The following is a 24,930-nucleotide window of genomic DNA, read 5'->3' on the forward strand; positions in this document are numbered from 1 at the left end:
TCAGCGCAGGTTACCAACTAGCCGCAGGGGCCGAACACCCATGGAGCGCTCCTGCTTCAGACAGGATTCCAATAGCGGGGCAAGCTGGATACGGTAGTGCTCGAGAATGGCTGCGCTCGCCCCCTTGCAACGGATTTCCATCGCCTGAAGCGCATCCATTACCCCCTGCCGATCCTGTGGCAGGCCATAGGCCGTTATGCGCCCTACCCTGGCCTCCAGCGACTCCGGCAGGCCCGACGCCCGCAGACTATTGTTACGGTCCGCACCATCAAAAGCTGCCGCCAGCCCCGCAGCGGCCATATCATAAAACTTCTGGATCAACTCCCGCTGACTGGTATCCAGCGACAGACTGTCGATCATAAGGCCGAGAATATCCGCATAGCGCTCCAGCTTTTCAGCCTGGGGAGCAATTGCACAATAAGCCGCCAATTGTTGCTGAATCTCCCGTGCTGCTTGCCCCTGCTCTCCACTCATCGCGTCCACTGCACGCTGCACTCTAAGAACAAAGGCAGCGAATATCTGACGGTACTGCTGCTGCAGCTCCCCGACGCGCGCCCGGTTGTCATTCAGACTCTCCTCCGCCGCTGCTGGCGTCGAGCCGCTGAGGTAATAGTCCTGCGGCTCAATTTTGACCTGGGATTTGATGAGCCCGGCACCCAGGCTGATGGCGGCACTACGCGCGCGCAACTGATCGAGACGCTGCTCCAGTTCCCGCGCGTCCACCAGCTTGCCGCGCAGCCAGTCGATCACCGACTGTAAATCCATTTCCGCAAATTCGTCGGCCGATGGTGGCGCCTCGGGAAGCACCTCTCGTAACGGGAGCTGATTGAAATATTCCCCGAGAACCTGCAGCGAGGCTTCCGCCTCCTTGCTGGCACACAGCAGCCGCTGGTTCTCCACTGCCCGGGCGGACTCGACCGACATCCCGGCACTGACCGATTCACGTAATGCGGGCAAGCCGTCGATCAGTTTCTGCACGGAGAAGGCTTTATTCATCAGCGGCGACAAAGTCAATTCTTCTACCCACGCAATACGCTCGTTATCCGCGGCCTGGGCACTGTCCCAGGGATCGGATGTCTGCGCCATCGCCAGCTCGATATTGGAGCGCGTTTCGCTATCGAGGTTTTCCAATATCCACCGGATCGCCCCGGGAAAGTCCGACAGCCGCTGACTGGCGACTTCCGCTTCCCGGTTGATTTCCACCGCCACCAGTTCAGCGTGCACCAACTGGTGCCACTTCTCTGCAAAGCGCACGAAGTCATCGCTTCCGAGAACGCGCGCCGCACAGGCGTCACCGTCACGCTCAAGCAGGCGGGCGACCGGCGCCGTCAGCTTGTGGTGTATATCCGCCAGTTGGTCGATTACGGGCATCAATACACGTCCCGTGACTGCCAGCAGGCCGTGCAGGGGCTTTATGGGAGCAGCGCATTCTCCCTGGGGGGCCACAGCACTGCGTTCGTTTTCCAGCGCCCACTGCATCAACTGTAACCGGCGCGAGGAACCCTGAATCAGCCGGGCAGCCAATCCCCGCGGGGTATCGCGATAGATACCGAGAGCGCGCGCGACCAGGGCCGCAAGTTCGCGGCCCGGCAGGGAGCAAACGGCGCCGAGGCCCAGGTTGAGAGGCAGCTGCCGTGCCCGCAGACCAGCGAAGCTGATTGGTCCCGCCACCACCTCGGCGCCGGCGGTCACATGAATATCTGATACTTTCGGCAGGTTTGCCTTTTCCGCCAACACGTCCAGTAGAAGGTACAATCCCTGGGCATCGCGCCTTGAAAGTACAACCACGCCCTTTTTGTCACCATCTTCGAAACGGCGTGCAAAAAAGAAAGGCCAGACCAGCAATGCCACTGTGAAAGCGATTAACAGCAGTGTCACCATGCAGGAGACAATACCCAAGACACCGAGATTGCCGGACATGATTGCCTGCGCTATCTGCCAGAGCGTACGTACTGCGCTATAAATGCTGAAAACAGCCAGCAATACAAAAAGCCCGGGAACCATTGCCGCAGCGCCGGCTCCCAACACCAATATAAACCGTTTTATCCCCACCCCTTTCCATTGTTGCGGCTCATCGCTGAACAGGGCTTCGATCTGTTCGCGCGCACGGCTTTTGCCATTCTCCGGACGCGGTTCAGGCTTGTCTGTCTTGCGATTGGCAATCGGGGACCGCTTTGGCGATTCCGGTTGCGCAGGGCTGGATTCGCTCGACCCGGCGCTGACAGCGGGAGCTGCTTCGGCTGCCACTTCCACGGGCTTCGCATTGCGCGTCACATCGTTGCGATTGCGCCGCTTCTGGGCAAATTGCAGCTTGGCGAGCAGCTCACGGTTGTCATATTTCCCGGCTGGGAAAACCTCCACCCGCAGGCCGATCTTCTGCAGGCGAGTCCGGTATTCGATGACTTGCTTGGAGCTGAGTTGATCCTTGATCACCCACCCTTTAAGCATGAGTCGACGCGCTTTGGCGACAGGAATGGAAAAGGTCTGTGCCGCCTCACGCACGACATCTTCCGCCGTTCTGGCCCGCAACGTCTTCCCTGCGGATACGACTTGAAACTTTTCCTGCCCAGACATAGCGCGCTCCGCTGTTAACAAGTGCCGTGAATTGTCAGAATTAGTGAGGTGAGCGCTGCGGAGCGTAAAAGATTCCCGGAAAAACCGGTGGGTACTGGTTCTCACCGGCGCCGGCAAATATCGTGTTCAAACACAAAAAGCCAACTTGCGCACACAAAATTCGTGAAGTGAAACCGCCCAAATTGCCATCTTTTCCTTATGGTGACAGCAACTCACAACGACTCCACGTCACTCTACTCCGGCGCAAACGTCTGCAATACCTGCTCCGCCAGTTCCTCCAGTGATAAACCCTTACCCCGGGGCTTGAACCAGCTGTGCGTATGGATCAGCGCGCCTACTAGCAGACGCCGGGTCAGCGCCGGATCGACACCCGGCCTCGCTGCGTCAATGACCTCGCACCAGGTCGCCTCATAGGCATCGCGCAATTTCAGCACCTGCTTCTGACTCTGTGCACTCAGGCTGCGCCACTCGATCACCAGGATCGAGAACCCCGGAACGGCCAGCCCGTGAATAGCCTCCAGTTCGCAGCGGATACAGGCGCGCAGTTTGTCCCGCGGCGTTGGCGCGCGAGCCACCGCGTGGATCATACGCGCCTGCGCGTACTGCACCACCTCCAGCATCACATTGCGGAGAATGTCCTCTTTGCTGGCAAAGTGATGAAAAATACTGCCCGACAGGATGCCCACCTCGGCGGCGATATCCCGCACCGTAGTTCGCGTGAAGCCCTTCTGCTCAAACAGTCGCGCCGCTGCATTGAGCAGTCGCCCACGCGGGGAATCGGGTGCCGTCAGTACGCCTTCCGACACCATCGCATCGACCAGTTTGCGCGGTGACAAGTCGGCCCGCTGCCCTTCAGCTACTCTCATTGGCGCACCCTCTGTCTGTCCGTCGTCCGTCCATCTGCACTAATTGGCCACTTCCCGGCCCCTGCAGAATCCAGTTGATAACCAAGCGCTTGCTTGGTAGCGTTAAGTTATTCTGAGCGCTCACCGCCCCCGGCGCAAGTGCAAACACAAGTCCAAATAATAGGGACACCAACTTATGAGCTACCAGAGCCAGCTGCGGCCCGGAAGTTTCGACGGAACCACACAAGTCATTACCGGTGGCGGCAGCGGGATCGGCCGCTGCATAGCCCACGAACTCGCGAGCCTCGGCGCCCACACTGTTCTGATCGGGCGCAGCGAGGAAAAGCTTTCTGGCGTCAGCGAAGAAATTCGCGCCGACGGCGGCCACTGCAGCACCTACAGTCTGGATATACGCGACGAAGACAGCGTGCGCGATACCGTCGGACAGATACTGGCGGAGCGTGGCGCCATCCACGGCCTGGTTAACAATGCCGGCGGTCAGTACCCATCACTCCTCGAGCAGACCAACAGCAAGGGGTTCGAAGCCGTGGTGCGCAGTAACCTGCTCGGCGGATTCCTGATGGCGCGCGAAGTTTTCACCCAGTCGATGAAGTCCAACGGTGGCAGTATCGTCAGTATCACCGCCGATAACTGTGGCGGCATGCCGATGATGGGGCACTCCGGCGCCGCCCGCGCGGGTATGGAAAACCTGACCCAGACTGCTGCCGTGGAATGGGCGGCACACGGTGTCCGCGTCAATGCCGTCGCACCCGGCTATATCCTGTCCAGCGGATTCGACACCTACGACCCCGCTTTTTTACGCGAACTGCTGCCGGGGTTCCGCGAGTCGATCCCCCTGTACCGTCTCGGCGAGGAGGCGGAGATCAGCGGCACCGTCTGTTTTTTGCTGTCCGACGCGGCCGCTTATATCACCGGGCAGACCCTGCGGGTCGACGGTGGCTCCAGTCTGAACCACCATTCCCCCCTGTGGCGCCCTGCCCCCTCCCACAACAAAAAGGTATTTAACGGCTTTCACCGCCGTAACAAGCCCCAGGTGGTCACCGAGCTGGAAGCGGAGGGTAAGCTCTGATGCAGCCAATTGCCTCGGAATTGGATACCGGTTCCAGCGAGTTCAGCGACAATCACGCCGCCATGCTCGGTGCGATCGAGCGTTTTCGCGCGGCAGAGCAATTGCCGGTGGATACCGAGATTGCAAAGGCTGAGCGCTATCGCGAGCGCGGCTGGCTGCTGCCACGGGAGCGACTCAATCGTCTGCTGGATCCGGGCGCCCCATTCATTGAGCTTTGCGCCCTGGCGGGCTACAAACTGTACGACGACCGCGACGGCAGCGGTGCCGGCGGCGGTGCCATTTGTGGTATCGGGGAAGTCAGCGGTGTGCGCTGTATGGTCCGCGTGGACAATTACGCGGTCAAAGGCGGCACCATTTCGCCAGCCGGCATGGACAAGGCGCTGCGCATGCAGCAAATCGCCCTGGAAAATCGCCTGCCGATCGTCACCCTGGCGCAGAGTGGCGGCGCCAACCTGATGTACGCCAGCGAGACATTCGCTCCCGGCGGCCGCGGTTTTGCCAATCAGGCACGCATGTCAGCCGCGGGTATTCCCCAGGTTACCGTAGTGCACGGAGGCGCAACCGCCGGGGGTGCCTATCAGCCGGGACTTTCCGACTATGTTGTCATGGTGCGAGGCCAGACCGGCATGTACCTGGCCGGCCCACCGCTGCTCAAGGCGGCGACCGGGGAGATCGCAGACGAGGAGAGCCTCGGCGGAGCGGAAATGCACTGTCGCCAGGCCGGTAGTGGCGACTACCTGGCCGAGAATGATGAAGACGGCATTCGCATCGCGCGGGAAATTGTCGCCAACCTGGCCCAAACAATTCCGCCCTCAATCGACCGGGACTGGCAGGACCCCCACTACCCGATCGACGAGCTCCTCGGCCTGATCCCGGCAGATAGTAAAAAACCCTACGACGTGCGCGAACTGCTCGCGCGCATTGCCGACAACTCCGCACTGCTGGATTTCAAGCCGGAGTTCGATCAACAGACCGTCTGCGGCCATATCCGTATTGAAGGGCACCCTCTGGGAATCATCGGCAACAACGGCCCCATCACGCCCAGGGGAGCCAACAAGGCGGCACAGTTTATCCAGCTGTGCGAACAGAGCGGTACGCCACTCCTGTTCCTGCACAACACCACCGGCTTTATGGTGGGTACGGAAGTCGAGCAGCAGGGGATTATCAAACACGGTTCGAAAATGATTCAGGCCGTCGCCAATGCCCGCGTGCCCAAACTCAGCATCGTGGTCGGCGGGTCCTATGGTGCCGGGAACTATGCGATGTGCGGCCGCGGTTTTGATCCGCGTTTCATTTTCGCCTGGCCCAATTCGCGCACGGCGGTAATGGGCGCCGCCCAGGTGGGCAAAGTTCTGCGCATTGTCAGCGAACAAAAGATGCAGCGCGTGGGCAACCTGGATGAAGCGGCCCTGGAAAAACTCGAGCGGGATACCACAGCCTTCATGGACGCGAGTTCCGATGCACTGGCCTGCAGCGCCCGCCTGTGGGACGACGGCATCATTGATCCGCGGGATACCCGCAGGCTGCTCGGCATGCTGTTGGAAATCTGTCGGGCCGCAGAGATACAACCCGTACGCAGCAATACTTTTGGTATAGCCAGATTTTAATCTGGTGCCGGGCACTGAACATTCAAACTTTAAGACAGAGAACGGGCAACAAAAATGATACTTACCGATGAGCACCGCGAACTGCAGCGGACTGTCCGCAATTTCGTTCAGCAGGAGATCAACCCGTACGTCACTGAATGGGAAAAGGCCGGCGCCTTCCCCATCCGCACCCTGTTCAAGCAGCTCGGCGATCTCGGCCTGCTCGGTATCAGCAAGCCCACCGAGTTCGGTGGACTCGGTCTCGATTTCAGTTACGAAACCGTATTTCTCGAGGAACTTGGTGCGGCCCACTGCGGCGGCGTCCCCCTGTCCATTGCCGTGCAGACATCCATGTCCACGCCCGCACTGGCCAACTTTGCCAGTGACGCTCTGAAGGAACAGTTCCTCGCCCCGGCCATTCGCGGGGATATGATCGGCGCTATTGCGGTGTCAGAACCCGGCGCCGGTTCGGATGTGGCTGCGGTCAAGACCACCGCGGTAGCCGACGGCGACGACTATATCGTCAACGGCAGCAAGATGTGGATCACCAACGCACCCTGTGCCGACTTCTTCTGCACACTGGTGAATACCGGTGAGGGCAAGCCATACCGCAATAAATCATTGCTGATCATTCCCGCCAAGACACCGGGTGTCCGCGTCGGTGAGAAGCTGGAAAAACTCGGGATGCGCTCTTCGGAAACCGCCCCGGTATTTTTCGACGATGTGCGGGTGCCGCAGCACTACCGCATCGGCGACGAGGGGGCCGGCTTTCTGCTGCAGATGCTGCAGTTCCAGGAAGAGCGCCTCGCCGGCGCCGCCCTGACGATCAAGGGGCTGGAAAACTGTGTCACCAGCACCATCGATTACACCCGGGAGCGCCACACTTTCGAGGCGCCGCTGCTGAACAACCAGACCATTCATTTCGGCCTCGCCGAAATGCAGACCGAGGTGGAATGCCTGCGCGCGCTGACGTGGCAGGCGGTAGAGGCCTATGTGCGCGGCGAAGACGTCACTACCCTCGCCTCCATGGCCAAACTGAAAGCCGGCCGTCTATCGCGGACAATCCCCGACCAGTGCCTGCAGTTCTGGGGCGGTATGGGTTATATCGAGGAGACTTCGATCAACCGCTCCTATCGCGACAGTCGCCTGACCGCGATCGGCGGCGGTGCTGACGAGGTAATGCTCGGCATCATCTGTAAATTGATGGGCATTCTGCCGGGACGCCGCAAAGCCGGTGACTAAGGTAATACTGTGATGGAAACACTGATTGTCGAACAGCAGGGTTCGGCGCGTCTTCTGACGCTGAACCGCCCCCAACAGCGCAATGCGATGAATCTGCAGATGGTCGAAGACCTGCTGCAACAACTCGCCACCGCCGAAGCCGACGAACAAATCCGCGCGCTGGTATTGCGCGGTAGCAGTGGCCACTTCTGTGCCGGAGGCGATATTGCCGATATGCTCACCGCACAACAGCGGGCCGCAGACGGCGATTCCGATGCGTTTTACCGGATGAACCGGCACTTCGGGGAACTCCTCAGCCGTTTCAATCAGACCAACCTCGTGGTCGTCGCCGCGCTCGAAGGCGCCGTGATGGGGGGCGGTTTCGGCCTCGCCTGTATCGCCGATATCTGCCTCGCCGCCCAGGGTGCCCGCTTTGCGCTGCCGGAAACACGGCTCGGGTTGCCGCCCGCGCAGATAGCTCCGTTTGTCGCCACTCGGCTGGGTCAGTTCCAGGCCCGCCGCCTCGCTCTCAGCGGTGTCACCATCGACACCGAAGAAGCTGCACGGATCGGGCTGGTACACGCCATCGCCGAGAGCGGTGAAGCGCTGACCGATTCAGTCAATCAACAATTGCAGGCCATTCACGCCTGTGCACCCAACGCCCTCGCGACCACCAAACAGCTGTTACGGGACAGCGCAGGTCTCCGCGATTCCGGCCTGGAGGCCCTGCTCGACAGCGCCGCACGGCAATTTGCCGATGCAATGCAGCGTGGCGAAGGCCGCGAAGGCGCGCGCGCATTTATAGAAAAACGACCAGCGGAGTGGCAGCAGGCATGATGGAAAGCGCCGACAACACAGCGACAAACGCCCGTCCGGCCCTGCTGGTGGCCAATCGGGGCGAAATTGCCGTGCGTATCATGCGCACGGCCCGCGCAGAGGGATACCGCACGATCGCCGTATACAGCGAGGCCGACCGCGAAGCCCTGCACGTACGAACGGCCGATACTGCGGTCGCCATCGGCGGCAACACACCCGCCGAATCCTATCTCGACATCGACAAGATCGTGAAGGCAGCACAGCAGGCCGGCGCCAGTGCAGTCCACCCGGGCTACGGCTTCCTGGCCGAGAATGCTGACTTCGCTCGCGCCTGTGCCGAAAGCGGCTTGCAGTTTGTCGGCCCCTCCCCTGAAGTGATCGAACTGATGGGGAACAAACGTCGCGCCAAGGAATTTGTCGCCGCCGCCGGCGTTCCCTGCATACCCGGGTTCCAGGGTGCGCAGGAAGATGCAGCGCTGGTCGACGCCGCCCGGGAAATCGGCTTCCCAATCATGATCAAGGCCGCTGCCGGTGGCGGCGGACGCGGTATGCGCCTGGCAGACAATGTCGATCAACTGCCGGCACAGTTGCGTTCGGCGCGCAGCGAGGCACTCAGTGCCTTTGGCAGCGACGAGCTGATTCTGGAAAAGGCACTCGTCGACGCCCGGCATATCGAGATCCAGGTCTTTGCCGACATTCTCGGCAACACCATTCACCTGGGCGAACGCGATTGCTCGATACAGCGGCGCCACCAGAAAGTACTCGAAGAATCCCCCTCGCCCGCCGTCGATACGGTGTTGCGGGAAAAAATGGGGGCTGCCGCGGTGGCCGCAGCCCGCGCATGCCAGTATACCGGCGCGGGTACCGTCGAATTTCTTCTCGACAACAGCGGTAACTTCTATTTCCTCGAAATGAATACCCGCCTGCAAGTGGAGCACCCCGTCACCGAAATGGTCACCGGCCTCGACCTGGTCGCCTGGCAACTTGCCGTCGCCCGCGGCGAGCCCTTACCCCTGGCCCAGGAAGAAATCCAGCAATGCGGACATGCCATCGAGGTCCGCCTGTACGCGGAGGATCCGCACAATCAGTTTCTGCCACAGGCCGGCGAACTGCTCCACTGGAGAGAACCGGCGGGAGCGGGAATCCGTATCGACCACGGAATCCGCGCCGGCACGGCAATCTCGCCCTTCTATGACCCGATGCTCGGTAAGCTGATCGCCTGGGGCAGCTCTCGCGAGGAGTCCCGGCGCAGGCTGGCAACGGCACTCGGTGAATTGGAGCTGATCGGGCCAAAAAACAATGTCGGTTTTCTCCAGCAGATTCTCGACGAACCCCAGTTCTGTGCCGGTGCCGCTACCACCGCATATATCGAAGAAATTTTCCCCGACGGCGTCAGCAACAAGGACACAAGTCCCGACAACGAGTTACTCGCCCTCGCTGCAGTCTTGAACCACGAACGGCAAATATCCCCGGCCCACGTTCGCAGCGGTCGCGCCAACTGGCGCACTGGCGCCAACCGGCTGCCGCTCGTCTATCGATTGCAATACGGCGATCAAACCTGCGAGTGCTCCCTGTACTGCGACGGCGGCCACAGCTACCGGGTCGCAATTGGCGAACAGGTATCGAATATTGAAGTGCTGGAATCCGACGGCAATTTCAGCCGGATGCGTGTCAATGGAATGCAATCCCGGCAGTTTCATCTGCATCGCGACGACAGTATTTACCTGTTGCGCAACGGGCAGCAGTGGCACTTCCGCGATATCACCCAGGCCCCGGCAAACCGCAGTTGCGGTCCAGGCAGTGGCCGAATTACCGCACCGATGGACGGCTGCATTGTGGAAGTACTGGTAAAGCCCAATCAGGTAGTGCGTCGCGGCGACACCCTGGCGGTGATGGAAGCCATGAAAATGGAACACCCGCTGAAAGCCGACCGCGATGGACACGTCATCGAGCTCGCCGCCACTGCGGGCAGCCAGGTACGCGGGGGCCAGTTGCTGTTACAGATTGAATCAGCGGAAGTCACGTCAGACGAAACATCCTAAAGGAACGCGCAGTGTACGATATCGACACCACCCGCCCCGCCAGCCCTTTCTACAACGACAGCCACCGGCAGTGGCGCGAGCAGCTGCGTCGATTTGTGGATCGCGAAATCATGCCTTCCGTCACCGAATGGGATGAGGCGTGCACATTGCCGGCGGAACTGTGGCGCAAGGCAGCCGATGTCGGGCTGCTGCAGATGGGCTACCCGGAAACCTACGGGGGCATTGAGGCGGATTGTTTCCATACCATCGTCGCCGCCGAGGAACTGGCTCGCTGTGGTGCGGGCGGGCTCTATGCGAGCCTGATGGTGCACGGCATCGCGCTGCCGCCGCTGGTGCACTATGGCAGCGAGGCGCTGAAAGACCGGGTGATCCCCCAGGTGCTCAGTGGCGACAAGCATATTTCCCTGGCGATAACCGAGCCGGGAGCGGGCTCCGATGTGGCCAATATTCAGTGTCGTGCCGCGCGCGACGGCGACGATTACATCATCAGTGGTGAAAAGACTTTTATCACCGGCGGTATGCGTGCGAACTGGTTTACCACCGCGGTCAGGACCGGTGGCGATGGCTACGGCGGTATCTCACTGCTGCTGATCCCCGCCGATGCCGAGGGGGTCAGCCGGCAGCAGTTGGACAAAAAACAGGGCTGGTGGTGTTCGGATACTGCGAGTATTTTCTTCGATCAGGTCAGGGTGCCGGCAGCAAACCTTATCGGCGGGGAAAATGAGGGCTTTCTGCCGATAGTGCACAACTTCAATCGGGAGCGCCTGGGCATCGCCGCCTCCTGCGTCGAGTACAGCCGCGTCTGCCTGCACGAAGCTATAGAGTGGGCGCAACAGCGCGAAACCTTCGGTAAGCGATTGGCGAACCATCAGGTTATCCGCCACAAGTTTGCGCAGATGCTGCAGCGTATCAATGCCACCCAGTCCTATCTCGAGCTGAGCGCCTGGGCCGAGGAACAACAGCAGTTGAAAGTCGCCGATGTAGCGCTACTTAAGGTACAGGCGACCGAAACCCTGGAATTCTGTGCACGAGAGGCCATGCAGACTATCGGTGGCGCTGGCTATATGCGCGGCGGGCGCACGGAGCGGATCTACCGGGAAGTAAGGGTCAATGCAATCGGCGGCGGCTCCGAGGAAATACTGCGAGACCTCGCATCGCGGCAAATGGGCATTTAAACAAGCGCGCGCTGAAGACCGCTAGCATCCGAATCAATCCGGCGGGGCGATCATATCCCGCAGCCAAACTCAACGAGTATTGCCATCCCAGACATCGTGCTCCACGCCCTTGATGGCATACTTGCGCGCGTCAAACACCGGCTCCGCAATACCCTGGTCCCGCTGGGCCTCGTAGTCCCCCAGCACCTTGAAGGCCACTCCGGACAGCAGCAGTATCGCCAGCAGGTTAGCGGAAGCCATAAAGCCCATGGACATGTCCGCCATATTCCACAGCAGTGCAAAATTCTCCGACTTGCCACTGTAGGCCACCCAGGCACCGAACAGGATGAACACAATATAGAGCGCCCGGTAGCAGAAGATCGATAGGCGTGTATGCCAGAGGAAAAAGATATTGGTTTCTGCGTAGTAATAGTTGGCGATGATCGACGTAAAGGCGAAGAACAACAACGCGATGGCGACAAAGCTGCCGCCCCAGCTGCCCACTTCACTGGCGAGCGCATCCTGAGTCAGCGTCACGCCCTCTACATTCCCCACCATATGGACATCGGCCAACAGGATGATGGCGGCCGTCGCACTGCAGATCAAAATGGTATCGAGAAATACCGATGCCATCTGCACATAGCCCTGAATGGCCGGGTGTTTCACATCCGCCACCGCACCGACATTCGGCGAGGAACCCATGCCCGCCTCATTCGAAAACAGGCCGCGCTTGATACCATTGGCCACGACCGAACCGAAGGCCCCTGCCCCCATCTCCTCGAAACCGAATGCATTGCCGAAAATCAGGCCAAACACCCGCGGCAGCTCATCGACACGTAACAGGATCACGAATATGGCGACGGCAATATAGGCCAACGCCATAAATGGCACAACGATCCCGGCGAAACGCCCAATGGAATGAATACCGCCGAAGACAATGATCGCCGCGAGCACTGCCACCAGTACGCCAACCAACAACGGATTCACACCCCAGGCACCGTGGATAGCCGACGCCATCGCATTGGCCTGTACGGCATTGAAAAAGAAGCCGAAACAGATCACGAGGAAAATGGAAAACAGTACGGAAAGCCATTTCCATTTGTGTCCCAGGCCTTTTTCAATGTAATAGGCCGGGCCGCCGCGAAAGGTCCCGTGTTCCTCACCGCGCTCCTTGAAAGTCTGGGCCAGTGTGTTTTCCACGAAACTCGTAGTCATTCCAACCCAGGCTACTATCCACATCCAGAATACGGCACCTGGCCCGCCCGCGGTGATCGCCACCGCCACACCGGCAATATTGCCGGTGCCGACTCGAGCCGCTGCGCTGGTGGCAAATGCCTCAAATGAAGATACGGAGTCTTCATGCTCCTTGTGAAAGCTGCGCTTCATCACCGTGAGCATATGGCCGAAATGGCGAAACTGAATAAAACGGCTGTGCCAGGAAAAATAGAGTCCCGCCGGCAATAGTCCGGCAATCAAGATACCCAGCCACCAGATGCCACCGAGGCCACCCCAGGTGATCGAATTGCCCCAGCCGACAAAGCTGGCAAGGGTATCGAGAAAGCCTTGCATCGCATGCTCCCAGCAAGCATTACACTGTGTGCCAGCTGCACTGGCGCAGAAAATTCCATTCCGTATACAAGGCTAGCCGAGAACCTTGGAAAGGAATGAAATAGGTATGGCTCGGCAGTCAGAAAAACACAATTACCATCGATAAGGAGCACATTAAAGCAAGAATCTACAAACCCGCTGTGTCTTGGGTTCGACTAAACCGTTATATGTCGCATTTTTCTTTTTTTGGCTATGCTGCATACAGAGCACCAGGGGCCGCTACATCATGATTTAGCGAGCGAGTGGCTGTAGTGGCCGCCGGAACAGAGAGAGCGGGATATATAGGGCGAACCTTTGCATTCCGATTCCAATGGCGCACCAGCACCGGCGAAACGCGGCAGGTAATCGCGCAGCAGTGATGAAATAGTTTCTAGTCACGTAAGCCGCAGACTGAGCAAACACTACTTGTAGCAGGTGGCATCTTCACGAAGAGTGCGCGGATTATTATGCTGAACAAAACATTGAGCAACACGCCTGTCCGAAGATTGTGTGGGCGCGCCTTTTCGATCCTGTTTGCGCTAACGTCAATCGGCATCGTAGTGGCCACATTATTGGGAGCTGCTCACGAGATCTTCAACGCGGAAGATGTCTACGATGCTATGAATCATGTCTTTGTGACAAGCGTCAGCAATCTGGTGGTTGCACTGACGATTTTCGACCTGGCATTAGTCATTGATGCGGAGTTCGTAGGAGAGGACTCGGCCGGTTATTCCGTGGAGGAGGGGCTACGCCGCACGGTTCCGCATTTTTTCAGTACCATAAGTTGCGCGCTCGCTGTGGAAGGGCTGGTCCTGATAATTAAATATAATCAAGACGGAATGTATGAGAATATCTATATCGCCATCGCCATAATCATCAGCAGCGCAATCTTGCTGGCTACTTTGGCCCTTTTCCTCAAACTCCACAGATCTGCCTAGCACCAGTTATCCCGAGCCATCTGATTGACTCTCGCCCCGGGGCAGCCATCCCTGCCGCCGCGGGGCGAGTTTCGCTTCGATTTCTTAAAGAAACAGCTCCCGGGCGCGTGCCGGAGATACTACTGTACGCCCCGCTTCCTCGGCGATATTGACCAGCGCCTCGATCAACTGGCCGTTGCCGCTGGTGCGCTCACCGCCGGGCAGGTAGAAGGTATCCTCCACACCGGTGCGCAGGTGACCGCCCAGCTCCGCGGTCTTGCGGTGCACCGGCCAGATTTCCTCGCGCCCGATCACCGTACTCTGCCACAGGGCACCGGGTTTCATGTATTTGGGTAACAGTGCCAGCAGCTCCGGATCCGCCGGCATACCGGAAGCCACACCCATGACCAGGTTGTAATTGGGCCTGTCGATCATACCCACGTCGGCGAACATGCCCACGGATCGCACAATGCCCACATCGAAACACTCGAATTCCGGCCGTGTACCCGTCTCGCGGCACACCGCCAGCAGCTCCTCGATTTTGTCTACGGTATTTTCAAACACCATTGGCGGCCAGGCCCAGGTACCGTTGGACCGGGCTTTCAGGTAATTGAGGCTCCCCGCGTTGCAGGCGGCGATCTCCGGCTTTCCGGCGCGAATGCAGTCCAGCGCGCCCTGCTGGTCCCGGCCGATTGTGCCAGTAGTGAAATTCAGGATAACGCCGGGACAAGCGGCGCGGATTTCTTCGGCAATGGCCAGCGCCACAGCGGGATCCCAGCTGGGCAGATGCCCGCTGCCCGGCTCCTGGGCACGGAAATGGATATGCATGACGGCAGCACCGGCGTCGTAGGCCTCGCGTGCAGACTGCGCCATCTGCTGCGGAGTAACCGGCACCGGATGCTGTTCCGGATTGGTCAGCACCCCGGTCAGTGCACAGGTAATGACGACTTCATCGGACTTTTCGGCGGACATTTCGGGCTCTCCTGCATTATCTTTTTATCGACACCGTACGCGTAGGCTGACAACCCTTGCTGCTCCGGCGCTGCATCCTGAGTCATTATAATACCAAGCGCTTGCTTGGTTTTGCAGGCTAGCACAGGGTGTAGATGAGGAAAAGGCAACTTGTCTCCTCTGCGCGCGGACGGCAGAATGCGCCGCTGACCGCACAGCCGCACGAGCGCGCAACCAAGGCCCATATAGGGCCTATAGATAACGAGGACATCACCACCATGAGCGAAAGTCGCCCGGAGCAGATCGCCCCCTACGGCAGCTGGAAATCCGCCATCGACGCCGACCTGCTGGTACAGGGCAGCGTGCGTCTGAGCGAAGCCAGCCTGGTAGACGGACGCGCCTACTGGCTGGAGTCGCGCCCCACGGAAAAAGGCCGCTCGGTTTTGGTTCAGTTCTGTCCGAAACAGGGCCGGCGCGATGTCATTCCGGCACCGCTGAGCATTCGCTCCAAGGCTCATGAATACGGTGGCGCCAGCTACCTGGTTTGTGGCGACACTGTGTATTTCGTCCTCGCCGACGACCAGCGTATCTACCGCATGCCGCTGGAAAAAGCGCTGCCCGAAGCCATCTCTCCCGAAGGGGACTTTCGCTACGCGGATTTCTGTCTCGACAGCCGACGCAACCGCCTGCTGTGCGTACAGGAGGATTACAGCGCGGAGGGAGAAGCACGCGCCCGTATCGTCGCCATCGACCTGCAGGATCCGCTGGGCTCTGCGCCCGATATCATTGCCGAAGGCGCGGATTTCTATTCCAATCCCGCATTGAGTCCCAACGGCAGGCAGCTCTGCTACCTGCGCTGGTATCACCCCAATATGCCCTGGGATAGCACTGAACTGTGCCTCGCCCAACTCTCCGACGACGGCGCTATCGATAATGTGACCGTTGTGGCCGGTGGCCGAGAGGAATCGATCTTCCAACCGCAGTGGTCACCGGAGGGCGAACTCTTCTACGTGTCCGACCGCAGCGACTGGTGGAATATCTACCGTCTCGGCGAAGAGGCCCCCCTGTGGGCAACGGCCGCTGAATTTGCCACGCCGCAGTGGGTGTTCGGCATGTCCACCTACGGCTTTCTGAATTCCGATGAAATCCTGTGCACCTTCACCGAGGGCGGCCGCTGGCATCTGGCGCGGATCGATATCCACGCCCGCAGCCACCAGATTCTCCAGCACGCCTTCTGCGATATCGAAAGCGTCCACTGTGAAAGCCACAAGGCGGTGATGATCGCCGCCGGCGGCAGTGAGTTTCCGTCCGTGATGGGCTTCGACAACCACAGCGGTAAATTCACGCGCATCGCCAGCAGCAACAGCAGTGATCTGCCGGATGAATTATTTTCCCATGCCCAGGCGATCCAGTTTCCCGCCGGCGACCGCGAAGTTCACGGCTTCTATTACCCGCCGCACAACCCGCATTTCAGCGCGCCCGAAGGCACCCTGCCCCCGCTGATCGTATTCAGCCACGGCGGCCCCACCGGCGCGACTTCCGCCGGCCTGAACCTGAAAATCCAGTTCTGGACCAGCCGTGGCTTTGCAATACTTGACGTCAACTACTCCGGCAGCACCGGCTACGGCCGCCGCTACCGCGAGCGGTTGAGAGACAACTGGGGCATTCTCGATGTGGAGGACGTCTGCGCCGGCGCCGAATACCTGGTTTCCAGGGGGCTCGCCGATCCGGAACGGCTACTGATCAAGGGCGGCAGTGCCGGCGGCTACACGGTGCTCGCCGCCCTGACCTTCCACAATACCTTCAGTGCCGGCGCCAGCCACTACGGCATCGGCGACCTGAGCACACTGGCGCGGGACACGCACAAATTTGAATCACGCTATCTCGACAAACTGGTGGGCCCCTGGCCGGAAGCGGAGGCCCGCTACCGGGAGCGCTCACCAATCGAACACGTCGACCAGCTGAGTTGCCCGGTGATTTTCTTCCAGGGCCTCGAAGATAAAGTGGTGCCCCCCAATCAGGCGCAGACGATGGTCGATGCGCTGAAAGCCCAGGGTATCCCCGTGGCCTATATCACCTTTGAAAATGAAGGCCACGGGTTCCGCGGCGGCGACAGCATCAAGATGGCACTCGAGGGCGAACTGGAATTCTATAGCCGGGTATTCGGCTTCCCGTTGCCGCAACCCGGCCCGGGTATCAACATCGCCAACCTGAATCAATAACTGGACGTAAAACATGGGACGATGGAGACCACCGCGCCCGCGCGGTTCCCGCTATATCACCCCCGAAGGAGCGAAGCGCATGCGCGCCGAAGTAAAACACCTGTGGGAGGTGGAGCGCCCGCGCGTCACCAACGCGGTCAGTGAAGCCGCCAAACTCGGCGACCGGTCGGAAAATGCCGATTATATCTACGGGAAAAAGCGCCTGCGGGAAATAGACAGCCGGGTACGCTTCCTGACCAAACGACTGGAAGAAATCACGGTTGTCGATCGCATACCCGAAGAACGGGAAAAGGTTTTCTTCGGCGCCTGGGTCACCATCGAAGACGACGAAGAAAACACCCGCACCTACCGCATCGTCGGACCCGATGAGTTCGATGTGAAGCAGGGACTGATCTCGATGGATTCCCCAGTGGCACGCGCCCTGCTCGGACGCCGCCTCGACGACGAAGTGGACCTCAAGATCGAGGAGCGCTGGGTGACCTTCTATATCGTCGAAATCCGCTACGAGCTTTGAACCCCGCGCCCCCGCGCATCGAAATGTGGAAACAGGCACCGGAATCTGAAACCGCTGGGAACTTTGAGGAAGTATGACATGCAGCGCCAGTACTCGCCCGAGGACGTGGATATCGTCGAACTCCCGGCGATCAATCTCGCGGTACTTGAACACCGCGGTGCCCCAGCCGCCCTCGGTGCCTCAATCCTGGAATTTATCCAGTGGCGACGGGAAAACGACGCCCTGCACGACACCAGCAGAACCTTCAACATCCTCTACAACGCCCCGGAAAACACGCCACCGGCAGAGTTCCGCTTCGACTTGGGCGCAGAGGTCAGAAAACCAGTGACAGAAAATACACAGGGCCTGGTTGCAAAGACGATTCCCGCGGGGCGCTATGCCCGCCTCCGCCTTACCGGTAGCGACGACGCCCTCGGCGCCAGCGTCACTTACCTTTACCGGCATTGGCTCCCGGATAGCGGCGAAGAATTGCGCGACTTTCCGCTGTTTTTCGAACGGGTACGATTTTATCCGGACCTACCGGAGCAGGAAATGATTACGGATATTTTCCTGCCACTCAAATAGGAAAAAATAGCGAGTGCGACCCTATACTGAACGGTATTGTTTATAACGGCACCCAAGGTAGGTATGACAGCTTCGCTCGCAGAAAAAGGCACTATTCGCGCCTCGTCACTCACCGGCTTTATTGACCTCGTGGATCGTCTCGGTGGCGATTCAACTGAACTGCTGCGTGAGAATGGGATAGAGCCGGAGGAATTGGACAATCCGGACAACGTATTGCATTACTCCGCCGTGGCCGGCGTTATTGAGGAGTCAGCATGTCGACTGCAGTGCCCCGATTTCGGTCTGCGACTGGCGGAGCAACAGGATTTGATGATCCTCGGCCAGTTGGCGATCATGGCGCTCAACAAGCCAACCGTCGGCAGTGCGCTCGACACCATTGCCCAATTCATCAATTATTATGCCGCCGGCCTCATCGTGCAGCTGCGTCACGGCTGGCAACCAGACAAGGTCTTGCTAGAACTGGTGATAAATACCAGTATGGAAAATCCGCGCCAAGTGTACGAGCTTTCTGTCGGCGTGGCCTACAAGATCATGCGCATATTGAGCGGCGATACGTTTCACGCCAATAGCGTGCTTGTACGGACGGATTCTCCGCTTGAGCAAAAACGCTACTGGCGTTTTTTTCACGCGCCTGTGGCACTCACACAAGAAGTCAATGGATTGCTGTTTGACAACGGCTACCTGGACAAAAAAATTGACATCAACAATCCCCACTTGCGGGATTTGGTCGCGCATCACATCGGCGGCGTTGTAGGCACCCCTCCCGACAGCTTGAGATACCGGGTAGAAACCGCTATCCGCCGGTTGCTCTCCACCCACCGCAGCACGCTAAAAAATGTTGCCCAGCAGCTGGGCATGACCCCGGACGAACTTAGCACGGCGCTCCAGCTTGAACCGATCGATTTCGAGACTTTGCGGGACCGTATTCGCCGCGAACGGGCCGACGCTTATCTGTGCGAAGAACAGATCCCGATAGACCAAGTGGCGGCCATGTTGGGATTCGACGGCAAGCACGAGTTGGCTGAGGCCTGCCGACGCTGGTTCGATGTCTCCCCCCTTGAGCGACGCCATCACTTGCGCAAGCAGGGACCCTAGGACTGCTGTCCCTTCAGCATCGGTGCCTCTTTTTTTCACAATATATGTCAGCAACAGGGCACATCAGTTCTGTCCGCACCCGTGGCTGCTTGATCAAACGGCAGACCACCACCACAACCTTCAAAAATTCCGAAGTGCCGTGAAAAGTCCCCGATAAATTCAAAGTGATCGGCGAAGCGTGTTTCCGCCAGCATGCGCCAAGTATTGCCGCAGACGGGAAATACACGACCGTGCTCGATGGCATGATGCTTGTCGAGATCGAAACGCTGGGGGCAATTGTCCACAGAACCCCGGTAAACAACTGCCTGGCCGTAGTCTTCACACGCGGGCTCCAGTTCGTCGAGCTTGAACAGACGATAGGTCGCAGAGAAAAAGCGCAGATTGCCGACCCGCTCGCGCAATGTGTCTTCAGTGATTGCCAGTGGTCGATCCGTTACCAGGCGCGGATCTAGAAAACCGCTGGCCCGCGCCAGATTTTCAAAATCGTTCCAGTAAAGGGCACCACCGAGGCACTCACCATAGAGCACCGGGTCATTGCGGACGCTATCTGGTACGCGGCGATCAGCGTAGACGTCGGAAAAATAAAATTCGCCGCCGGGTTTCAGCAAACGGTGCACACCGCGCAATACCGACTCCTTGTCTGGGCTCAGGTTGATGACGCAATTGGAGACAATGACATCAAAACTGCCCGGCGACAGATCCAACTCTTCCAGACGCTCGATATAGCCGCGCAGGAATCCCACATTGTCGAAACCGAACTGCTCGGCATGCCATTGCCGATGGGCTTCAGCCACCGCCAGCTGTTCTTCGGTCATGTCCACACCGACAACCTCGCCGCTCTCGCCGACGAGTTGCGCCAATGCATAGACATCGCGCCCCGACCCGCACCCCAGATCCAGCACCCGGCAGCCGCGTAGCAGCTCCGGACATACCAGGCCGCAACCGTAGTAGCGGGACAGCACCTCCGGGTGAATCCGCGCCAGTAGTGGCTTGAGCCATTCCGGGACTTCGCTGATATCACAACAAGCGTCCGTTTTGAGATCAGCACTGCCCTGTAACTGTTTGCCGTAATAATCCTGCACTACTTCATGCATCGCTCTCTTCCTGTTCTATCACCGACGGACTGCACTGCGCTGGCAGGCTATTCCGCCACCGCCACCGCCACGTTATTGAAAATTCGACCAACCGCGCCAGTTAACTAAACTTAGGCCCAGTGTCCAGCCAGGTGTGCCGCAAATCAACCAATAATGATGCCGACCGACCCGAGCCAGCAGGTAACCGGTGGTACTCTACCGGGCCAGCTTCATGCGTTTTTTGATTTCGAGAGCCTGATCGCTTTCGGCATCGCCCTTGGCCTCGGGCTGCTGATCGGCCTGCAGAGGGAGCGCACCGCGGACCGCCTCGGCGGCATTCGCACTTACCCGTTAATTGCGATTTTCGGTGCTCTGGCCGCCAGGCTCAGTGAGCTGCACGACATTCCCTGGCTGGTGCCGGCCGGACTGCTGTGCATGACCATACTGGTCCTGCTGGGCAATGTGGAGCGGATGCGCGGTGAACAGGAGAGCACCGGCATCACCACAGAGGTGTCGGCGCTGCTGATGTACCTGCTGGGCGCCTTCCTGGTGCTCGGGGAGATGATGGTGGCCGTCGCCCTGGGCGCCACCATCGCGGTGCTATTGCACCTGAAACCCACCTTGCACAAATTCGCCAAGCGACTGCCGGAACAAGACCTGCACGCCATCATACAGTTCGCGCTGATCTCGCTGATCATTCTGCCGGTGCTGCCGAACCGCACCTTCGGCCCCTACGACGTCCTCAACCCGTTCAAGATCTGGCTCTTGGTGGTGCTGATCGTCGGCATCGGTCTCGGCGGTTACGGGGTCTACAAGCTGGTCGGTACCCGTGCCGGCACCCTGCTCAGCGGCTTGATCGGCGGCTTGATCTCCTCGACCGCGACCACCGTCAGCTACGCCCGTCGCGCCAAGATCAATCGCGGTATCTCCGAATTAGCCGCACTGGTGATTCTGATCGCGTCCACCACTCTATTTGTCCGCATGTTCGTCGAGATTTCCGTTGTGGCGCCGAGGATACTCTCTAAAGTGGCCGCGCCTCTGGCATTGCTACTGATCATCCATCTGGTCATCTGCACGCTGGCCTACCGTTCTGTAGGGCAGCATGAGAAATCCATGCCGGAGCAGAGTAACCCGGCGGAGCTCACGCCCGCGCTAATCTTCGGTGCGCTCTATGCGTTAATCACTATTGCGATCGCCGCCGCCAAGGAATATTTCGGCAGTCGCGGTATTTATGTCGTGGCCCTGATCTCCGGGTTTACCGATGTAGACGCGATCACTTTGTCCACCGCTAATCTGGCCGGCGCCGGCACCATTGAGGTCTCCACCGCGTGGCGGGCGATGGTGATCGCAACCCTTGCCAATATGATCTTCAAGACCGGGGCCGCCAGTATCCTTGGCGGCGTCGAGCTGATGCGACGACTATTGCTTCTGTTTGCCCTGCCCTTCGCCGCCGGCCTTGTGGTATTGGCGCTCTGGCCGAATTGATCGTGTCCGCCGGCTCTCGTCTGTCACGAGTTACTTTAATTCTGGAGGAAAAGCGTCGCACATCATGGCCCGCACCAGGAGCAGCAGTGTGAACACGGTCGATAACGCCGCCTTTCGCGCCGAGGGACTCACCAAGGTCTACGGCGTGGGCGAGTCCAAGGTGTACGCGCTGCGTGGCGTGGACCTGCAGGTACCGCGAGGCGAAATGGTGGTGTTGCTCGGTCCATCGGGCAGTGGCAAATCCACCCTGCTCAATATTCTCGGCGGCCTCGATTCGCCCACTGAGGGCAAGGTCTTTTTCGGCACCCGTGAACTGACGGCTTTTGACGACCGCCATCTCACCCTGTTCCGCCGCGAGTCAGTGGGCTTCGTTTTCCAGTTCTACAACCTGATTCCCAGCCTGACCGCACGGGAAAACGTGGCGCTGGTTACCGAGATCGCCCGGGATCCGATGGCGCCTGAGGAGGCCTTGGCGCTGGTGGGACTGGAGCCGCGCATGGACCACTTTCCCGCTCAGCTCTCCGGCGGTGAACAGCAACGCGTGGCGATTGCGCGGGCGATCGCCAAGAAACCGCAAGTGCTCTTCTGCGATGAGCCCACCGGCGCACTGGACAGCCAGACCGGGATCGTGGTGCTGCAGGCCATCGCGCGGGTAAACCACGAACTGAATACCACCACCATGGTTATCACCCACAATGCCGGTATCGCCGCCATGGCCGACCGGGTACTGCAGATGGCCGATGGCGAAATCCAGGACATACGCATCAACGCCGAGCCCTGCGACCCGGCCGCCTTGAGTTGGTAGGAACCAGCCCATGCTAATCGAACTGTGCAAACCACTGGATCGCAAATTGTTGCGCGACCTGTGGGCGATCAAGGGACAGGCACTGGCCATTGCCCTGGTCATTGGCTGCGGTATAGGTATGTATATCATGTCGCGCGGCATGCTGGAGTCCCTGCAGGAAACCCGCAACGCCTATTACGAGCGCTATCGCTTCGCCGACCTGTGGGCGCCAGTCAAGCGCGCCCCGGATGCCCTCCTCGAACAGATTGCCACGCTGCCCGGCGTGCGCCGGGCTGAAACCCGCATCCGCGCCGGAGTGATTCTGGACGTCGAAGGTGCCAGCGCACCGATAACGGGCGAAATACAATCCCTGCCGGAAAAGCCCACTCCACATATCAACGATATTGTGTTGCGCCGGGGCCGCTACTTTGACCCGCAGCACGAAGAGGAAGTGCTGGCCCTGCAATCTTTCGTCGAAGCCCACGGTCTCGGCCCCGGCGATCACCTGTACGCCATTCTGAACGGCACCAAGAAAAAACTCACCATCACCGGCGTGGTGTTGTCACCGGAATATGTCTACGCCATTTCGCCCGGTGAAATCGTGCCGGACAAAAAACGATTCGGGGTCTTGTGGATGAACCGCGAGGCGCTGGCCAATGCCTTTGACCTGGACGGGGCCTTTAACGAAGCCGCGCTGCTTCTCTCTCCGGGCGCCAGCGAAGATGCGGTGATCGAGCGTCTCGATACCCTGCTCAAGCGCTTTGGCGCCACCGGTGCCTACGGCCGCAAGCAGCAGATATCCGACCAGTTCCTCACTAACGAGATCAACCAGCTCAACACGATGGGCCGCGTGCTGCCGCCGGTATTCCTGCTGGTAGCGGCGTTCCTGCTGAACGTGGTGATCAACCGCCTGATCGACACCGAGCGCGAGCAGATCGGGCTGCTCAAGGCATTCGGCTACAGCGGCGTCAGCGTAGCCCTGCACTACCTCAAAATGATTGGCGTCGTCACCCTGCTCGGCATTGCCATCGGCATGGTCCTGGGGCTGTGGCTGGGCCACGGCCTGGCGGCTATGTACCAGGACTATTTCAAGTTTCCCTTCCTGCTGTTTAGCGCTCCCGCCGATGTCTACCTGATCGCTATCGGTGCCAGCCTCGCGGTTGCGGGCACCGGCACCGTTTCCGCGGTACTGCGGGCCACACGTCTGGAACCCGCTGTGGCGATGGTGCCCCCGCCACCACCGGACTACAGCCGGTCGGCAGCCGGCCTTGAGCGCCTGGCACGCTGGCTCGACCAGCCCACCCGCATGATCCTGCGCCACCTGTACCGCTGGCCCAAGCGCGCGGGACTGACAGTGCTCGGTATCGGCATGTCCATGGGCCTGTTGATCGGCTCGAGTTTTTCGCTGGATGCCATGCTGTATATGGTCGATATCAGCTTCAATGTGATCGACCGCCAGGATGTCACAGTCAATTTCGTCGAACCGCGCAACCTGCGCGCCGTACAGGACTTGCTGCACGCACCGGGCGTGATGGCCGCCGAACCCTTTCGCGCTGTCCCTGTCGTATTGCGCAACGGCCAGTTCAAGCGCCGCGAGGCCATTGTCGGCCTATCCGACAACGCAGAGCTGAGCCGCGTGGTGGACACGGCCTTGCGCCCGGTGCCCCTGCCCCCGGACGGCCTGTTGCTGTCGGACAAACTGGCAGAGCTGTTACACGTCGAGGCCGGTGATCTGCTGCGGGTAGAAATCCGCACCGGGCGGCGGCCGGAAGTAGATATCCCAGTGCGCGGTATCGTCAAAACCTACATGGGCACGGCGGCCTACATGAATCTGGACAGCCTCAATAGCCTGCTCAAGGAGGATATCGCCATCACCGGAGGCTACCTGCTGGTGGACTCCCAGCACACCGACGCGCTCTACCGCGCACTGAAAAACACACCTGTAGTCTCCGGTGTCAGCCTGCAGGAACAGGCACAAAACGCTTTTTACGATACCTTGCAGGAAAGCCTCGGTACCTTTGTGTTCTTCAACACCCTGTTCGCCGGATTGATTGCCGTGGGCGTGGTCTACAACAATGCGCGCATTTCTCTGTCAGAACGCGGTCGCGAGCTGGCGAGCCTGCGGGTGCTGGGCCTGACCCGCGGTGAAGTGTCCTACATTCTCCTGGGAGAACTGGCGCTGCTGACCCTGCTGGCCCTGCCGCTAGGGGCCTTTCTCGGTTACGCACTGGCGCGCGGACTCGTGTATTCGTTTAACACCGAGCTGTTTCGCATTCCGCTGATCATTAGCCCCGCCACCTACGGCTATGCCGTGCTGGTAGTGGTACTGGCAGCCATCGGTTCCGGCCTGTTGGTGCGCCGGCGGATCGATCGCCTCGATCTGATCAGCGTCCTGAAGACCCGGGAGTGA

Annotated in this window: 19 protein-coding genes; 14 read left to right on the forward strand and 5 right to left on the reverse strand. The window is 59.6% G+C overall.

The window, feature by feature from the left end; all coding sequences use genetic code 11:
• Both IG168_RS11175 and IG168_RS11180 read right to left on the reverse strand, forming a co-directional pair.
• Nucleotides 1-2,574, reverse strand: coding sequence for a hypothetical protein (locus IG168_RS11175; protein ID WP_193164478.1), 2,574 nt, complete (start codon nucleotides 2,572-2,574; stop codon nucleotides 1-3).
• A 233-nt stretch (nucleotides 2,575-2,807) separates the two neighbouring features.
• Entirely contained in the window at nucleotides 2,808-3,440 is a 633-nt protein-coding gene (locus tag IG168_RS11180) for a TetR/AcrR family transcriptional regulator (protein ID WP_193164479.1), read from the reverse strand.
• A gap of 175 nt (nucleotides 3,441-3,615) precedes the next feature.
• On the opposite strand from IG168_RS11180, the gene IG168_RS11185 reads away from it, so the two are divergent.
• From IG168_RS11185 to IG168_RS11210, 6 genes are read left to right on the forward strand one after another with little or no spacing between them, the layout of a single operon-like run.
• A complete protein-coding gene (locus tag IG168_RS11185; protein ID WP_193164480.1) occupies nucleotides 3,616-4,509 on the forward strand; it encodes an SDR family oxidoreductase in 894 nt (297 codons plus the stop codon).
• Entirely contained in the window at nucleotides 4,509-6,116 is a 1,608-nt protein-coding gene (locus tag IG168_RS11190; RefSeq protein ID WP_193164481.1) for an acyl-CoA carboxylase subunit beta, read from the forward strand. Before IG168_RS11185 ends, IG168_RS11190 begins: the two co-directional genes overlap by 1 nt.
• 54 nt (nucleotides 6,117-6,170) lie before the next feature.
• Nucleotides 6,171-7,337: an acyl-CoA dehydrogenase family protein gene (locus IG168_RS11195; RefSeq protein WP_193164482.1), complete on the forward strand. Its 1,167-nt coding sequence runs from the start codon at nucleotides 6,171-6,173 to the stop codon at nucleotides 7,335-7,337.
• Nucleotides 7,338-7,349: 12 nt separating this feature from the next.
• A complete protein-coding gene (locus IG168_RS11200) occupies nucleotides 7,350-8,153 on the forward strand; it encodes an enoyl-CoA hydratase/isomerase family protein (RefSeq protein ID WP_193164483.1) in 804 nt (267 codons plus the stop codon).
• Entirely contained in the window at nucleotides 8,150-10,174 is a 2,025-nt protein-coding gene (locus IG168_RS11205; protein WP_319024696.1) for an acetyl/propionyl/methylcrotonyl-CoA carboxylase subunit alpha, read from the forward strand. Before IG168_RS11200 ends, IG168_RS11205 begins: the two co-directional genes overlap by 4 nt.
• A gap of 11 nt (nucleotides 10,175-10,185) precedes the next feature.
• Nucleotides 10,186-11,349: an acyl-CoA dehydrogenase family protein gene (locus IG168_RS11210; protein ID WP_193164484.1), complete on the forward strand. Its 1,164-nt coding sequence runs from the start codon at nucleotides 10,186-10,188 to the stop codon at nucleotides 11,347-11,349.
• 69 nt (nucleotides 11,350-11,418) lie between these two features.
• On the opposite strand, the gene IG168_RS11215 is transcribed toward IG168_RS11210, so the two are convergent.
• Nucleotides 11,419-12,897: an alanine/glycine:cation symporter family protein gene (locus IG168_RS11215; RefSeq protein WP_193164485.1), complete on the reverse strand. Its 1,479-nt coding sequence runs from the start codon at nucleotides 12,895-12,897 to the stop codon at nucleotides 11,419-11,421.
• A gap of 485 nt (nucleotides 12,898-13,382) precedes the next feature.
• Between IG168_RS11215 and IG168_RS11220 the strand changes: the two genes are divergently transcribed.
• Nucleotides 13,383-13,853: a hypothetical protein gene (locus tag IG168_RS11220; protein WP_193164486.1), complete on the forward strand. Its 471-nt coding sequence runs from the start codon at nucleotides 13,383-13,385 to the stop codon at nucleotides 13,851-13,853.
• An 84-nt stretch (nucleotides 13,854-13,937) separates the two neighbouring features.
• Here the strand turns inward: IG168_RS11220 and IG168_RS11225 are convergent, their stop codons facing one another.
• Nucleotides 13,938-14,804 (reverse strand): BKACE family enzyme, encoded by an 867-nt coding sequence (locus tag IG168_RS11225; protein ID WP_193164487.1) that lies wholly within the window; start codon nucleotides 14,802-14,804, stop codon nucleotides 13,938-13,940.
• 134 nt (nucleotides 14,805-14,938) lie between these two features.
• Between IG168_RS11225 and IG168_RS11230 the strand changes: the two genes are divergently transcribed.
• From IG168_RS11230 to IG168_RS11245, 4 genes are all read left to right on the forward strand, one after another.
• Nucleotides 14,939-17,005, forward strand: a complete 2,067-nt coding sequence (locus IG168_RS11230) for a S9 family peptidase (protein WP_226876847.1) — start codon at nucleotides 14,939-14,941, stop codon at nucleotides 17,003-17,005.
• 13 nt (nucleotides 17,006-17,018) lie between these two features.
• A complete protein-coding gene (gene greB, locus IG168_RS11235) occupies nucleotides 17,019-17,519 on the forward strand; it encodes a transcription elongation factor GreB (protein WP_193164488.1) in 501 nt (166 codons plus the stop codon).
• A 78-nt stretch (nucleotides 17,520-17,597) separates the two neighbouring features.
• Nucleotides 17,598-18,083, forward strand: a complete 486-nt coding sequence (locus IG168_RS11240; RefSeq protein WP_193164489.1) for an AraC family transcriptional regulator — start codon at nucleotides 17,598-17,600, stop codon at nucleotides 18,081-18,083.
• Between the two features lie 63 nt (nucleotides 18,084-18,146).
• Nucleotides 18,147-19,178, forward strand: a complete 1,032-nt coding sequence (locus IG168_RS11245) for an AraC family transcriptional regulator (RefSeq protein WP_193164490.1) — start codon at nucleotides 18,147-18,149, stop codon at nucleotides 19,176-19,178.
• 47 nt (nucleotides 19,179-19,225) lie between these two features.
• Here IG168_RS11245 and IG168_RS11250 read toward each other — a convergent pair whose 3' ends face one another.
• Entirely contained in the window at nucleotides 19,226-20,272 is a 1,047-nt protein-coding gene (locus tag IG168_RS11250; RefSeq protein WP_193164491.1) for a methyltransferase domain-containing protein, read from the reverse strand.
• Between the two features lie 153 nt (nucleotides 20,273-20,425).
• Here IG168_RS11250 and IG168_RS11255 point away from each other — a divergent pair, with 153 nt between their 5' ends.
• The 3 genes from IG168_RS11255 to IG168_RS11265 all read left to right on the forward strand — a co-directional run bounded on the left by IG168_RS11255 (nucleotide 20,426) and on the right by IG168_RS11265 (nucleotide 24,930).
• On the forward strand, nucleotides 20,426-21,736 hold the full coding sequence (locus IG168_RS11255) for an MgtC/SapB family protein (RefSeq protein ID WP_226876848.1): 1,311 nt from the start codon (nucleotides 20,426-20,428) through the stop codon (nucleotides 21,734-21,736).
• Nucleotides 21,737-21,824: 88 nt separating this feature from the next.
• Nucleotides 21,825-22,541: an ABC transporter ATP-binding protein gene (locus tag IG168_RS11260; RefSeq protein WP_319024697.1), complete on the forward strand. Its 717-nt coding sequence runs from the start codon at nucleotides 21,825-21,827 to the stop codon at nucleotides 22,539-22,541.
• A 10-nt stretch (nucleotides 22,542-22,551) separates the two neighbouring features.
• Entirely contained in the window at nucleotides 22,552-24,930 is a 2,379-nt protein-coding gene (locus IG168_RS11265; protein ID WP_226876850.1) for an ABC transporter permease, read from the forward strand.

Source organism: Microbulbifer hainanensis (assembly GCF_014904735.1).
Taxonomy (GTDB): Bacteria; Pseudomonadota; Gammaproteobacteria; order Pseudomonadales; family Cellvibrionaceae; genus Microbulbifer; species Microbulbifer hainanensis.